At 77.2% G+C, this 13,859-nt stretch carries 5 protein-coding genes; 1 reads left to right on the forward strand and 4 read right to left on the reverse strand.

Features of this window, described 5'->3' with window-relative positions; all coding sequences use genetic code 11:
• The first annotated feature begins 29 nt into the window (after nucleotides 1-29).
• Complete coding sequence (locus DMP15_RS23015) at nucleotides 30-3,599, forward strand: YncE family protein (protein ID WP_100879949.1); 3,570 nt, start codon at nucleotides 30-32, stop codon at nucleotides 3,597-3,599.
• A 26-nt stretch (nucleotides 3,600-3,625) separates the two neighbouring features.
• Here the strand turns inward: DMP15_RS23015 and DMP15_RS23020 are convergent, their stop codons facing one another.
• The 4 genes from DMP15_RS23020 to DMP15_RS23035 are packed head-to-tail and all read right to left on the reverse strand — an operon-like array spanning nucleotide 3,626 to nucleotide 13,824.
• Nucleotides 3,626-4,270 carry a hypothetical protein gene (locus DMP15_RS23020; protein WP_073578229.1) on the reverse strand — a complete coding sequence of 215 codons (645 nt, stop codon included), beginning with the start codon at nucleotides 4,268-4,270 and terminating at the stop codon, nucleotides 3,626-3,628.
• Nucleotides 4,267-4,692, reverse strand: a complete 426-nt coding sequence (locus DMP15_RS23025; protein WP_073578230.1) for an acyl-CoA thioesterase — start codon at nucleotides 4,690-4,692, stop codon at nucleotides 4,267-4,269. Before DMP15_RS23025 ends, DMP15_RS23020 begins: the two co-directional genes overlap by 4 nt.
• A gap of 9 nt (nucleotides 4,693-4,701) precedes the next feature.
• Nucleotides 4,702-9,603, reverse strand: a complete 4,902-nt coding sequence (locus tag DMP15_RS23030) for an NAD-glutamate dehydrogenase (protein ID WP_100879948.1) — start codon at nucleotides 9,601-9,603, stop codon at nucleotides 4,702-4,704.
• A 57-nt stretch (nucleotides 9,604-9,660) separates the two neighbouring features.
• Nucleotides 9,661-13,824: a hypothetical protein gene (locus DMP15_RS23035; protein ID WP_100879947.1), complete on the reverse strand. Its 4,164-nt coding sequence runs from the start codon at nucleotides 13,822-13,824 to the stop codon at nucleotides 9,661-9,663.
• Nucleotides 13,825-13,859 lie beyond the last annotated feature (35 nt).

The raw sequence follows: 13,859 nt of genomic DNA on the forward strand, positions 1-13,859 counted from the left end.
GTTATGTGCACCCGACCGCCGCAGAACGCATGACGTCGGCGCCCGGTCACCCGGGCCCCGACGACCGCTCCCCCCGGCGTGCCGACGGCCCGCCGGACCCCGAACCGAACCCCGACGGGCTCGGCGAGGCGATCCGGACCGGCCGCGTGCCGGTGGTCCCCGGCTCCCTGGTCGACCTGGTCATGCGGTCCGGCTCGGGCGAGCCCCCGGAGCCGGAGGCCACGTCCGAGGACGACGGCGCCCGGCGCGAGCCGACCCCGACCGGGTTCACCGAACTGGTGTCCCGCGAACGGGATCCCGCGCCCGCCCCACGTCCCACCCCGGGACCGCGGCCCGCTGCCCCCGAACCGCCGTCGGATGCGGGTGACTACGCCGATCTCGGCGACCTCGGCGACGACCCGCTGGGCGTCGGGCCGCTGCCCGACGAACCCGGCGACGACGGTCTCGACCCCCTGCACACCCCGGCGGACCGCTTCGCGCCGCCGCCGTCGTTCGCGCCGGGCACACCGGGCGGGACACCGCCCGCGACCGGCGGCATCCCGGCCGCGCCGACGCCCGGCCCGGCCGACGCCACGCCGGCGTCACCGCGGCCGGACCCGACGGACGGCGGCCCGGCGGCACCCCGTCCCGGCCCGGCGGACGCCGTTCCGGCGACTCCCCGGTCCGGCTCGTCGGACGTCTCCCCGTCGGCTCCCGGGGTGGACGCGGCGGGCACCGTCCCGTCGGCGCCCCGGCCGGACCCCACGCAAACGGGACGTCCCGGCCCCGGGCCCGGTGCGAACCGGCCCGACCCCGCCGCCACCCCCGCGGAGGGCGGTCGTCGCACCGATGCCGGTCCCGGGCCGGACGGTGTCCCGGTGACCGCACCCGCACCGACCGTCGTCCCGCCGATCGCGCCCACCCCGCGGCCGCTCGGCGACAGCACCCGCCCCACCGCCGGCTCCACCCCGGACCAGGACGCCGCCCCGTCGCCCTCGGCCGGGGACACCACGGAGTCCGGCGGCTCCGGCGCCGGGGACCGCGACGCCGCGGGACAGCACACCACCAAGCGGTGGCCGCCCCGCCCGGCGCGCAGCGGCGCCGACGGCCCGGAGACCGACATCCTGCCGCCCGGCGCACTGATCGGGCACTACCCGAGCGCGGACTCCTCCGACGACCGGACCGAGCAGCCGCCCGCGCGGCCCTCGACCCCGCCGTCCGGGAACCGACCGACGATGCCCGGTCGCAGACCTCCCGCGCCCGCGGGCCCGGAGCAGCGTCCGGTGCCCCGTCCGGCCATGGGTGGGGCCCCGTCCGGTCCGGCGATGGCCGGGCTGTCGGGCAACGACCTGTTCGCCACCGCCGGCGGCGACTCGGGCAGCGGCTTCGGCCGGCTCCCGGGCCGCGCCGACGACCCGTGGCGCTCCCGCGCCGACACCGCGGCCTCCGCGCCCGACAGCGACGGGCCCTCCTCCGACGACGTCCACCGTGACGACACCACCGGTGAGGGTTCCGCCCGGGACGACTCCTCGCGGGACGGCGATGCCCCCCGGGGCACGGCCTGGGGCCCGGACGGCGGTCCGGGTTCCTCCGTCGGCGGGCCGTCCGCGTGGGACCGGGACGCCCCGGCGTGGGACACCGGCCGTCCGCCCACGGACGACGCCGCACCGTCCCGCAACGTCGCGTTCCCGACGCCGGGGTCGTACGGCGACCCGCCGTCGCGCTCCGGGTCGGCCCCGGGTCACGCAGCCGCTGCGTTCTCCGGACCGGCGCGGACCGGGACGTTCCCCGCCCCCGGCGCGGGCCCGGACGAGCGGCGCGGCGGGCCGGGCACCGGGGCGTACCCCACCGACCGGCCCGGCGGACCGGGCACCGGCTCACTCCCCACCGACCGGCCCACGGGACCGGGCACCGGCGCGTTCCCGACCGACCGCTCCGGTGGTCCGGGCACGGGGGCGTACCCCGTCGACCGCCCCGGTGGGCAGGGCTTCGGTTCGTCTCCGACCGACCGGCCCGGTGCCCCGGGGGCCGGTGGCCGCCCGGACGGGCCCGGTACCGGCGCCCACCCGTCGAACGGCGCCCCCGGTGCCCGTTCCTGGGCCCCCGCCCCGGACCGCCTGGGCCCCGGAGGACCGGACGGGCGGCCCGCACCGCGACCGGACGCCCCGTCCGAGAACGAGACCACCGTCGTCCTGCGGCCCGTCGGGACCGACGGCGAGCCACCCACGCTGCAGGGCCTCACCCCAGTCACCGGACACCCGGACGCCCCGGCGGCGGACGACACGACCGGCCTCTCGGACCCGGACCGGTCGGACGCCTCGACGACCAGCCGCAACGCGGCCGCCGCGGCCTCGGTCGGGGCCGTCTCGGTGGCCGCCGCCCGCGCCGCGTCCGGCCGGGACGGCACGGTCAGCGACACCGGTCCGGGCACCGCGGTCCAGCCCGCGGCCGCGGAGGCCGCCGCCCACGCCGCGGTGACCGGCGAGAAGCCGCCGGTCACCCCGCGCCGCGAGGCGATCATGTCGGCGAAGCCGCGCAACGGCCGTCGCAGCCCGTCCGCGGCCGGGCTCGCGATCGCGCTGGCGATCGTGCTGCTCGGCGCGCTGACGCTGTGGGCGATGCTGTCGCCCAGCCAGTCCGACCCGGGCGCGAACGCGACCCGGCCCGCCGTCTCGGCCGGTCCGGGCACGGGGCCGCGTCCGGAAGCGGTCGCGTCCGGGGCGAGCCTGGCACAGCCGACGGTGCGGGCGACCGTGCCCCTCGGCGGCGCCCCGGTCGCCGTCGCGGCCGCCCCGGACGGCTCGACGGCCCTCGTCGCGGTCCGTGACGCGGACCGGCTCGCGGTCGTCGACACCGCGTCCGACGCCGTCACCGGGGAGATCGAGCTCCCGGCCGCCCCGCAGGGGGTGGTGACCTCTCCGGACGGCACCCGCGCCTACGTCAGCACCGCCGGTCAGGGCGGCGGGCAGATCGCCGTCGTCGACGTGCCGGGGCGGACCGTCGTCTCGACCGCTGCCGTCGGCGGGGACCCGGCCGCGGCCGCGGTGTCCCCCGACGGCCGGTTCCTCTACGTGCCGTCCCGCGCGGACGCCACCGTGGAGGAGCTCGACCCGAACGCGGGCACCGTCACCCGGACCGTGCCGGTGTCCCGCGACCCGTACGCGAGCGCCACGAACGACGCGGGAGACCGCGTCTACCTCGCCACCCGCGGCGCCGACCAGCTCACCGTCCTCGACCCGGACAGCCTCACCGTGCTCGGCAGCTTCCCGGTGCGTGGCGGCGCGGAGTCCCTGGCCGTCAGCCCCGCGTCGGTCCCGCGGACCGTGGTCGCGGTCGGCGGCCCGGAGTCCGGCACCGTGACCGTCCTGGACCCCGCCGACGGCCGCGAGATCGCGACCGTGCAGGTCGACGGCGGCGCCACCGGCATGGCCTTCGCCCCCGACGGCCGCCACCTCTACGTCGCGACCCGGCAGGCTCTCGTCACGGTCGACACCGGGTCCTGGCAGGTCACCGGGACCACCGACGTCGCCCCGAACCCGACCGCCGTCGCGGTCGCCCCCGACGGCCGCACCGGCTGGGTCACCGGCGACGGCGCGGTCAGCGTGCTGAACCTGACCTGACCCGTCCCGGCTGCGGGCTCGGACCGTCAGCGCGCGACCGACAGCGGCAGCGACACCACGCGCCGCTTCACCACCGCCCCGTACCGGGCGTCGAGCCGCATCCACGACCCCGACGCGGACACCCGCACCCGCGGCCCGTCGGTCTCCTGCGGCGCCGAGCCGAGGAAACCCATCCCGGACATCGCGAACAGCACCCGCATCGGCACGGTCACCGGGCGGCCCGCGTCCGGCGGGGACACCGTCAGTACCGTCTGGTCCAGCAGCGACGCCGGCGGCCCCATCGGGCCTGCGTGCTCGCGGGCCAGTGCCAGCCCCCGGTCGGCGAGCTCGTCGAGCTCCGCGGCGGGGACGTCGTCGACCCGGGACCAGCCGTCGTCGGGCGGGAGCTCGTCGAGCCACGGCGCGGGCGGGCCGGGGTCGACCGCGGCGGAACGGTCGACGGCCAGCGCCGTCAGCAGCGTCGACGCCTGCGCCGTGACCGGCAGCGCCGGGTCGAGCTCCCCGGCCACCGATCGGGTCACGAGCACGTCGAACGGGGTGCGGGCCCACGCGGTGACCCGGCCGGAACCGGCTGTGAGCCGGATCGTGGCGCTCTGGTCGAGCCGGGCGACGCGCGCGGTGAACGCGCCGAGGTCGTCGCGCTCGGTCGCGTCCGCCAGTCGCAGGGTCACGACACGCCTCCCAGGTGGCGCTCGAGGAAGTTCCGCTCGTCGACGGTGAGCCGGCGGACCCGGTCCGCCTCGAGGTCGTAGAGGGCCATCCGGGTCCAGGCGGTGACCGCGACCGGGTCGCCCGCGCCGGGCCCGTCGTGCAGGGCGTAGTCGAGGACGAACGACGCGGCCCGCAGCTCCCGCACGGTGATCGCGCACCGCAGCGGCTCGGGCCGCCACGGCAGCTGCCGCTTGTACTCCACGTGCAGCCCGGCGACGAGCAGCCCGGAGGAGAACCCGGCGAGCCCCTCCCGCCCGGCGGCGGTGAAGGCCAGCGCGACGCGGGCCTCCTCGACGAGCGTGACGATCCGGGCGTGGTTGACGTGGCGGTAGGCGTCCTGGTCGGTCCAGCGCAGCGGGACCTCGGCGACGAAGGCGGTCACGGGGAGCTCCTACCGGGCCAGTCCGCGCAGCTGACGCGAGATCACCGACAGGGTCGCGAGGTCCAGCGACGCCGACGCCCCGATCTCCTCCAGCGCGCTGCGGGCGCGCGCGAGCTTCGAGGAGTTCGCCTGCTCCCAGGCGGCGATCGCGTCGTCGACACCCGTGCCGGGCGGGGTCTCGCGCAGCGCGTCGAGGGTGATCGAGCGCAGCGACCCGTAGAGGTCGTCACGCAGCGCGAGTCGCGCCAGCGCGTGCCAGCGGTCCCCGCGGTCGAGCCGGGACACCGCGGTCAGCACCTGGTCGACGCCGAGGTGCTCGGACAGCGCGTAGTACAGGCGGGCCACCTCGGCGCCGGGCCGTGGTTCGGCCTCGCGGTCGGACAGCTCCACCAGCTCGACGACGTCGAGCAGCCCGTAGGCGTAGAGCGACAGCGCGGCCGACTCCACCATCTCCTCGGGCACCCCGCAGGCGCGCAGCTCCGCGGCACGTTCCTGAACCGCGTCGAGCTCGCGGCCCTGCAGCAGCTCGGGCAGCCGCGCCCGCAGCTCCGCGATGGGGCCGGCGAACCGGTTGACCTCCGCGCCGACGGCGAGCGGCTGCGGCCGGTTGGTCAGGAACCAGCGCGACACCCGGTCGAGCAGCCGCCGCGACTCCAGCACCACCGCGTCGGCGATCGGGACTCCGACCTCGGCCCGGCGGACGGCCTCCCACAGCGCGGGCAGCCCGAACACGCGGGTGGTGACGGTGTAGGCGCGCAGCACGTCGTCGGGGCCCGCGGAGATCTCCTCGCCCAGCCGGAACGCGTAGCTGATCCCGGCACCGTCGACCATGTCGTTGACCAGCGACGTACCGATGATCTCGCGACGCAGCGGGTGGTTGCGCACGGCGTGGTCGAAGCGCTCCCGCAGCGGGTGCGGGAAGTAGCCGGGCAGAGTCGGCGCGAACGCCGGCAGGTCGGGCAGGTCGGTCTGCAGCAGCCGGTGGGTGAGGTCGAGCTTGGTGTGGGCGAGCAGCGTCGCCAGCTCGGGGCCGGTGAGACCGAGACCGTCGGCGGCCAGGCGCGCGAACCCCGCCTCGTCGGGCAGGACCTCCAGCGTGCGGTCGAGCCCGGTGCGCCCGGCGAGGTCGGTGACCATCCGGGCGTGCACACCCACCATGCCCGGGGCGTGGGCGCGCGCGACGCCGAGCACCTGGTTCTGCGCGACGTTGTCGGCGAGCACGAGGGCGGACACCTCGTCGGTCATCGACGCGAGCAGCTCGTTGCGGGCGTCGCGGTCCAGGGAGCCGTCCGCGACCGGGCGGTCCAGCAGGATCTTGATGTTGACCTCGTGGTCGGAGCAGTCGACACCCGCGGAGTTGTCGATGGCGTCGGTGTTGACCCGGCCGCCGGCGCCGTCCGGGCCGCCGTGGCGGGCGAACTCGATCCGCCCGCGCTGGGTGAGCCCGAGGTTGCCGCCCTCGCCGACGACGCGCACCCGCAGGGCACGGCCGTCGACGCGGATGGCGTCGTTGGCCTTGTCCCCCACCTCGCCGTCGGTCTCGCCGGACGCCTTGACGTAGGTGCCGATGCCGCCGTTCCACAGCAGGTCGGCGGGGGCGAGCAGGATCGCGTGGATCAGCTCGGGCGGGGACATCGCGGTGACCGTGTCGGCCAGCCCGAGCGCGGCCCGGATCTCCGGCCCGACCGGCACCTTCTTCGCCGTCCGCGGCCACACCCCGCCACCGGCGCTGATCAGGGAGGTGTCGTAGTCGGCCCAGGAGCTGCGCGGCAGCTCGAACAGCCTGCGACGCTCGGCGTAGGAGGTCGCGGCGTCCGGGGTGGGGTCGACGAACACGTGCCGGTGGTCGAACGCGGCGACGAGCCGGATGTGCTCCGACAGCAGCATCCCGTTGCCGAACACGTCGCCGGACATGTCGCCGACGCCGACGACGGTGAACTCCTCGCGCTGGGTGTCGACGCCCAGCTCGCGGAAGTGCCGCTTGACCGACTCCCACGCGCCGCGGGCGGTGATGCCCATGGCCTTGTGGTCGTAGCCGACCGAGCCGCCGGAGGCGAACGCGTCGCCCAGCCAGAAGCCGTAGGACTCGGCGACGGAGTTGGCCAGGTCGGAGAACGTGGCGGTGCCCTTGTCCGCGGCGACGACGAGGTAGGAGTCGTCGCCGTCGTGACGCACCACGTCGGTGGGCGGCAGCGTCTCGGTGGCGCCGTCGGCGTGGGTCAGCAGGTTGTCGGTGATGTCGAGCAGCCCGGAGATGAAGGTCCGGTAGCAGTCCCGGACGTGCTCGGGCGCCGGCCCGGGCCTGCGCACGACGAACCCGCCCTTCGCCCCGACCGGGACGATGACGGCGTTCTTCACCGCCTGGGCTTTCACCAGGCCGAGCACCTCGGTGCGGTAGTCCTGCTGGCGGTCGGAGAAGCGCAGACCGCCGCGGGCGACCGGGCCGAACCGCAGGTGCACGCCCTCCACCGCGGGCGAGTACACGAAGATCTCGAACCGCGGACGGGGCAGCGGCATGTCCGGTACGGCGGCCGGGTCCAGCTTGAAGGAGAAGAACGGGCGGCCCCGGAACCAGTTGGTCCGCAGCGTCGCCTCGATGACGGCCAGCAGGCCACGCAGGATGCGGTCGGCGTCGAGGCCGGAGACCTGGTCGATCAGGGTGGTGACGTTCTCCAGTGCCCGCTGGTGGGCGGCATCGCGCTCGTCGGCGTCGGCCGTGGCCGGGTCGAACCGGGCGCGGAACAGGGCGATCAGACCCTGCGCGACCTGCGGGTGGGCGACCAGGACGCCGGCCGTGTACTGCAGGGTGAACAGCCCGCCGAGCTGGCGGGTGTAGCGGCTGTAGGCCCGCAGGACGGCGGCCTCGCGCCAGTGCAGACCGGCGCGCAGGACGAGCGCGGAGAACCGGTCGGACTCGGCGTCGCCCCGCCAGGCCGCGGCGAACGCCTCCTCGAACCGTCGCCCGGCGTCCTCGACGGTGACCGTCGGGACCGCGGGGGCTCCGGCGGGCTGCGGGGGCCGGAGCCCGAAGTCGTAGAGCCAGCAGCGACGGCCGTCGGGGCGGCGGAACTCGTAGGGCCGCTCGTCGACGACCTCGACGTCGAGCTGCTGCAGCAGCGGCAGCACACCGGTGAGGGTGACCGGGTCGTCGCCGACATAGAGCGCGAACCGGATGTCGCCCTCGATGCTGCGGTACAGCCGCAGGTCGAACGCGTCCTCGCCCTTCTCCCCCAGCGTCATCAGCCGCCGCAGGTCCTCGACGGCGCGCAGCGGGGTCACCGTCGCCTTGTAGGACTCGGGGACCCCGGCCAGCATCGGGCGGGCGGCGGGCCCGGCGTCTCCGAGCGCGGCGACGAGCAGGTCGTCCCACGTGCGGGTCGCCTCGGCGACGTGGACCTGCAGCTCGGCCAGGTCCACCGTGACCGGCTCGGCGCCGGGATCGGTGGTGATCGTCAGGTGCAGCAGCGCCAGCTCGACGTCGCCGACCTGCGCGGTGTAGCTGACGTCGGTGCCCCCGAGCCGGGTGCGCAGGATGTCGGTGATCTTCAGCCGGGTCGCGGTCGTGTAGCGGTCGCGCGGCAGGTAGACCAGACAGGACAGGAAGCGGCGGTACGGGTCGGGGTGGACGAACAGCCGCACCGCGCGGCGGGCGCCCGCCTCCAGCACACCGACGGCGGTGTCGTGCAGCCGATTCTGCGACGAGGTGAACAGCTCCGCGCGCGGCAGCTGGGAGAACACCTCGAGCATCTGCTGCCCGGAGTAGGAGTCGGCCGGGAAGCCCGCGCGCCGGATGGCGCCGCGGATGCGGCGGGCGACGACCGGGATGTCCAGGACCGACTCGTGCCGGGCCGGGACGGTCAGCATCCCGAGGAAGCGGTGCTCGCCGGTGACGGTCCCGTCGGCGTCGCGGGTGCGGACCCCCACGTAGTACGGGTGCACCGCACGCAGCACCCGGCTGCGCTCGCTGGCCCGGGTGAACAGGAGCAGGCCCGCGGGGTCGGCGGCGCCGGTCTCCTCGGGGAGGAAGACGTTCGCGCCGGCGTCGCCGGGGCGCAGCACGCCGAGACCGGTGTCGGTGTCGGGCCGCAGGCGCCCGTCCGGGCCACCCCCGTCATCGGTGCGTCGGGAGTAGTGGCGGTAGCCGACGAACACGAAGTGGTCGTCGACGAGCCAGCGCAGCAGGTCCGCGACCTCGGCCGGGTGCACGTCGTCCTCGTCGGTGTCGGCGGCCGTGGCGGCACCGGTCCCGGAGAGGTCGTCGGCGAGGGCGCGGGCGCGCAGGGTCATCGCAGCGGTGTCGTCGACGACCTGCCGGACCGCGGAGAGCGTGTGTTCCAGCTCGGCGTGCAGCGCGTCGGGGTCGAGGTCCCCGGAGGACACGAGGTCAACGTGCATCCACGACTCGACCGAGGCCCCCTCGGTGGGGTCGGTCGGGTCGGCGGCGGTGTCGACGCCGGTCAGCGTGCCGTCGGCGGCGCGGTGCACGACCAGGATCGGGTGCACGACGCGCCGCGCGGTGCCGCCGGCCCGGCCGATCCCGGCGAGCGCCGACTCGACGATGTAGGGCATGTCGTCGGTGACGATGTCGACCGTCACCGCGTCTCCCCCGGCGGCGGCCACCCGGACGGCGGCCCGGCCGGGTTCGCGGTGCGCGCCGAGCGCGAGATGGGTGTCGACGACGGTCGCCGGCCCGGGCAGCTCCGCGCCGCCGGTCGCGTCGGTCTCCGGGGTGTGCCGGGCGTAGAGACGGACGAGCTCCGCGGCGGCACCGCTCCCGGGGCGGGGATCACCGCCCGGCCCGTCGGTGCTCGTGGTGTTCCCGGTCTGCCCCGTCGTCCCGCTGCTCACGATCCACTCCGGCCCCGTGCGTGTGTTGACGGCCGTCACCCTATCCCGCGGTACCGACGCCATCGGCGGACCGGGACGGCCGCGTCCGCGCTGACCGGGCGAGCGGTTCCCGGCGGCCGGTCAGATCTCGCGGTAGGCCGCGAGGGCCCCGGCGAGCAGATCGGCGAGGCCCATGTCCTCGGGGATGCCTGCGGGCTCGGACGGGGCCGGCGTGGCCGGGGCGCCCGGTGTGCCGTCGCCCGGTGACGACGTCGTCCCCGGGGCGTCGGCGGCGCTGTCCTGCCGTCCGGGCGGCAGGGGTGACGCGCTGTCCCGCGTCGCGGGCGTCGCGGGCGGGGCGTCGTCGCGCGGGGGGCCGGTCGGCGGTTCGTGCCTCGTGGCCGGGCCGTCCTCCCGGATCGCGGTGTCCGACGGCTCCGATCCGTCCGCGGGGACCGCTCGGCGGGAGCGAGCCCGTCGGGTCGCGGTGCCGACGTCCGGCGTCCGCCCGCCTGCGTCCGGTCGGTTCCCGCCGGGTCGTAGGTCCGTCATCGGTGCGTGGACGGCGCCGGTCGACGGCTCGTCGTCGCCGGTCGCGGCAGCGTCACCGGTCGCGGCAGCGTCACCGGTCGCCGGGGCGAAGACGGCCGCCGCACCCCGCACCACGGTCGGTCCGGTCGCGGTACGCAACGTCCAGGTCCCCGCGCCCACGCCACTGCCGTCGGGCTCGCCGGACGCACGGTGGCCGCCGGCGGACGTGCTCTTGCCCCCGTCGAACAGACCGGCGGCCCCGCCGTGTCCGTCATCGGCCGGTGGGGTGACGACCCGCCCACGACGACGCGGCAGCGCTGACTCCCCCACTCCGCCGTCGTCGATCCCGGACCACCGCACCGGCAGCCCGGAACGTTCCCGGGCCGGGCCGTCGTAGCGGGAGGCGGCGCCATCCGGCACGGGGAGGTCGAGGTGGGCCCGGACTGCCTCGGCGAGGCGCCGGTCCGGTTCCGGGGGCAACGCGAACCGGGTGTCCAGCGGGTCCGGCACCGACGTGGGGTCCGCCGGGGCGGAACCGCCCCACACCTGCGACGGCTCGTCTGTCGCCCGCCCGGCGGAGTCGCCGCCCACCTCGTCGCGGGCCTCGTCGCGGGCCTCGTCGCGGGCCTCGTCGCGGGCGGAGGGGTGCGGCGCGGCGGGGTGTCCGGGGTCATGATCGCGGGCACCGGAGTCGTGGGCGGCCGGGGGCCGGCCGGTCCGGTCGCGGGCCGCCGGGTCCCGGACGGCTCCGTCGGAGCGCCGCCGCCCGCCGCTCCCGGGCCGGACGGTGAGACCGACGGCGCTCAACGACGCCGTCCCGTCGCCGGCGGCCCGTCGCCGCCCACCTCGGGCCGCTCGCTCGCCGGACAGGTCCAGCGGCGTCGCCAGCGCCGGCCCCGCGACCGGCTCCGGGGCGGCCGACAGCTCACCGGAACCCGGCCCCGCGGCGCCGGTCTGCGCGGCGCCGGGATGCCCGCCGGCCCGGGCCGAGGGGGCCTCGGGGAGGGGCGCCGGCGTGTCCGGCCCGGTCAGCTCGGTGACGATCTCGTCGCCCTCGACGCCGTGCGGTCCGACGGCCTGCATCCGCAGGGACGTCCCCGCCGGCAGCCCGCCCCGGCGCACGCGGCCGCCGAGGTGCGTCGCGAGCGACCGTGCCCAGAGCAGGACGGTGACGTGGTCGACGTCGGGCAGGGTGACCCGCACCGTGTCGTCGTCGCGACGTGTGGTTCCGGACGGCGGAACCAACCGGCGGGCCCGGGTGAGCATGTCGTGCAGGGCTCCCACCGTCGCCGTACCGGTGACGGTCTCGAGGTCGCCGTCGACGAGGTCGAGGACGATCGACCGCTCCGCCGTACCGGGTGGCCCCGTCGGGGCCGCGGGGGCCGTCGGTGCCGCAGCCGGGCCGCTGTCCCGGACACGGGCCGCGGCGGACGCGCTCGCCCGATCGGACCTCGTGTCGGCCTCCGGGGGGTTCGGCTCGCCCGCAGCCCGCTCGGCAGCCACGGTCGGCTCGCCCGCAGCCCGCTCGACGGCCACGGTCGGCTCGCCCGCAGCCCGCTCAACAGCCACGACCGGCTCCGGAGCGGGAGCCCCGTTCCGGCGGCTGTCGACGAAGCCTGGCCCGGCTGCCGGCTCGGCCCCGTGGCTGTCGCCGGGCCGGTGGGCCGCGTCGTGCCGTGCTCCGTTCCGCGGGGCGGCGTCGGCCGGGCCGTGGGACCCGTTGCGGTGCGCGGCCGCGGGCGGCTCGGGGGCACGCCACTCGGCCAGGAGGGCGTCGGCGAGCGGCGACCCGCCTGCCGCGTCGGGTGTCCACGACGGGCCGGTCCACGACGGGTCCCGGGGTGCCGTCGGTGCCGGCCCGTCCGCGAGGAGCCCGGATACGCCCAGCGGGTCGGCGGGGTCGATGCCCGCGGGTCGTCGACCTCCGGCGTTCGTCGTGTCGCCCGACGCCCGGTCGGACGACCCTGCGGCGTTCGCCGTGTCCGGCGTACCGGTGGTGTCCGTAGTGCCCGGCGTACCGCTCGCCGACGACGCATCCGCCGCGAGGCCGGCCTCGCCGGGACGATGACCGTTCCGGTCCGCGCCCGTGGATCGGCCCACGGTCCGGTCGTCCGGCGACGGGTCGGCGGATCCGGCGCCGTTCATCGTGCCGGGGTCCAGGAGCAGGCTCTCCGACGGCGCCCAGCGCACCGGGAAGCGTCCGGCCGCCGGGAGGCCGTTCGTGGCCCCGGCTCCCGTGGCGCCGTCGTTCCCGGGCCCGGTCGGATGGTCGTCCCCGGCCCCGGCTCCGTCCGAGCGACCGTTCCTGCTCTCCGTGCCGGTGAACCGGTCGTCCCCGGGCCGATCGTCGGTCGGGCGATCGTGGTCGGGCTCGGTGTGGCCGGTTCCGGCGGGTCGGTCGGTCCCGGCACCGACCTCGCCTTCCTCGACGGGCGTCCCGGCGGGCGGGGCGGCTCCGTCCCGCCGGTCCGCGCCGGAGGGCGGGTCCGCGCTGGCGGGGCGAGACGCGGCGAACCCTGGTTCCGGCGTACTGCGACCGGCGCTGTCCCGGTTACCGGCACCGGGCCCGCCCGTGGGAGCACCGGCAACGGTGCCTCCGGTCGCGGGCGGACGTTCGGCGGGTACGGCAGGTGACCCGCCCGTGCGCGGGAACGGGGTGGGTCGCTCGGTGGTGCTGGTGCGGACGGCGGCGAGCGGCAGCAACGCCGCCACCGCGGCGCGGAAGCGCGTCCCGCGGTCGCGGTCGACCTGGTCGGCCTCCGTCGCGGCGCGCATGGTCTCCAGGGCCTCGCGGTACCGGCCCGAGCCCTCGTGCAGCTCGGACTGGGCGGTTCGGCAGGCCGCGACCAGCGCGGGGACACCCGCCTGTTCGGCGCCATCGGCGGCCTCGACCAGGGCGCGGGCCGCGTGGTCCGCACGTCCCGCCTGCACCCGGGCGAGCGTGAGCCGCAGCAGCACACCCTGACGACCGGCGTCCCCGGCCTCGCGCTGCACGGCGGCCGCGGCGACCGCGTCGGGCGGGACGTGCCCGGAGTCGAGCAGCGCAGTGATCCACTGGCTGAGCAGTGCCGCGGCGAGGTGGGTCGACAGCGGGCGGGACCCGGGCCGTTCCGGTGTCCACCCGAGTTGGGCCAGACCGCGCAACGCGCGGTCCACGGCGGCATCGTGTTCGCGCCGGGCCCGATGCACCGACCCGACGACGAGGTCCGCGTACGCCGCGGGTTCGCCACCGAAGCCGGACCCGCAGTCGTCGACGTCGCGGCGCAGCCGCTCGAGCTCGGCGGCGGAGGCGCCGGCGAGTGCGCAGCGCACCTCGACCGCGAGCCGGTCGAGGCGTAGCAGCCCCGGGTCCTCGCCCGGGGCGTCGTCCGGCAGGCCGACGACGAGTGCCCGAGCCGCCTCGAGCTCTCCGTCGGCCTGGGCGACCCCGGCCAGCTCCACCCGCAGGCGGGCACCCTCGGGGCGGGTGAGGACCTCGGTACCGGGCGCGCGGACGGGCACGGGGACCGTGCTGTCACCCGGGGTGGCATGACCGGTCACCCCGGCGACGACGGCAGTGGCGACGTCGCGGGCGTCCCCACCGGCGGCGTGGCCGTCGAGCAGCCAGCCCGCGGCCTGCAGCCAGCGCAGATCGTCACCGTCTGCGACAGCTCGCGCGCACGCCTGCTCGGCCAGTTCCGCGGTGAGCAGGGGCCGCTGCCAGCGCAGGGCCGCCGCCGTGCGCAGTTCGGCCGTCGTCGCGCCGGCGGCCCGACCTTGCAGGTCGAACGTCACATCGCCTCCCGTGAGTGACACCACCGTCCGGACCT

The sequence above is a fragment of the Pseudonocardia sp. UM4_GMWB1 genome, from assembly GCF_017312155.1.
Classification (GTDB): Bacteria; Actinomycetota; Actinomycetes; order Mycobacteriales; family Pseudonocardiaceae; genus Pseudonocardia; species Pseudonocardia alni.